This window comes from Nguyenibacter vanlangensis (assembly GCF_013376155.1).
Classification (GTDB): domain Bacteria; phylum Pseudomonadota; class Alphaproteobacteria; order Acetobacterales; family Acetobacteraceae; genus Gluconacetobacter; species Gluconacetobacter vanlangensis.
On record NZ_JABXXP010000824.1, the window covers coordinates 1 to 1156 of the forward strand.

The window sequence follows — 1156 nt, forward strand, 5'->3', positions numbered from 1 at the left end:
CCCGCGCTGCGCCGCGCCGTGCAGCAACCGGTCCACCGGCGCGAAATCGGCGCCGGTCGCGCAGGATGCAACGCCCAGCGCGCTCATCGCCATCCCCATCGCGCCCATGCCCCGCAACATGCCGCGCCGATCCAGCCACGGCGGGGGCAGGGGGGCATCGTCGGTCTGGGGCATGGGACTGCTCTCACACGAATGAAATTGCGGCACCGGCGCCATGCCGGCTGCCTTTGCCAGATGGCGACCGGTGCTTTACAATTCTTAAATGGCCCGCAAGCCGGGTGGAATGACGAAGAGGTCTCGATGCATAAGAAAGTGGCGGCAACGCTGTCGGTCGTCCTGCTGGCGGGTCTGGCCGGCCCGGTGCGGGCCGAACCGGGCGGCTGCCTGAAATATGGCGCGGTCGGCGCCGTCGGCGGCCATGTCGCGCATCACGGGGTGCTGGGCGCGGTGAGCGGCTGCGCGGCGGGCATGTATGTCCGCCACGAATACCGCAAGGAAGCGCGCGCCAAGGCCGCCCTGTACGACCAGGAACATCCCGGCACCAAGGGCACCTACGAACAGAAGGCCACGGCCTATGACGTCGAGCATTCGACTGCGCCCGGCCAGATGACCCCCAAGCCGGCCGCCCCGGCCGCTGGCAATCCGAACGGCAACGCCTCGTTCTGATCCCGATCCCGCGCGGCGGGGCGCCAGGCCCCGCCGCCCCCCGGATCTATCTTTTCCCCGCATCCCCTACGCCAGCCTGGCATAGCGCAGGTCCCGCGCCAGCCAGCACCCGATCCGCAGCCCGCTGACCGCGCCGTCCGCGCCGCGCGTCACGTGGATCGTCCATCGGCCCGGCGCCGGCGCGTCCATGCTGCGCCGGCACGGCATGATCCAGACATCCTCGCCCACCGCATGGATCGGCTGCATCGGTCCGTCGCCCAGAAAGCCGCTGCAGGCGACATAGCCGACATCGTCGCCCGCCATGACGATCTCCAGGGTCGCATCCAGCTCCGCGCAATGATACCGCCCGCCGATATCCGGGCGCGGCGCGCCACCGAGCCGCCCGGCTTGCCCGCGGAAATTCTCGCCCGGCCGGTCGATCGCAATCATCGCGCCCTGGCGTGTCAGGGTCATGCCGCCGGCACGGGCCACATCGTCGCCATCCGGGGCC

1 protein-coding gene and 1 pseudogene are annotated in these 1156 nt (G+C 70.6%); one reads left to right on the forward strand and one right to left on the reverse strand.

Annotation, left to right across the window (positions count from 1 at the left end; genetic code table 11):
• Positions 1 to 300 precede the first annotated feature (300 nt).
• Positions 301 to 666, forward strand: coding sequence for a hypothetical protein (locus HUK84_RS19390; RefSeq protein WP_246285785.1), 366 nt, complete (start codon positions 301 to 303; stop codon positions 664 to 666).
• Between the two features lie 66 nt (positions 667 to 732).
• On the opposite strand, the pseudogene HUK84_RS19395 reads toward HUK84_RS19390, so the two are convergent.
• A pseudogene (locus tag HUK84_RS19395) lies at positions 733 to 1156 on the reverse strand (D-aminopeptidase); the annotation flags it as partial.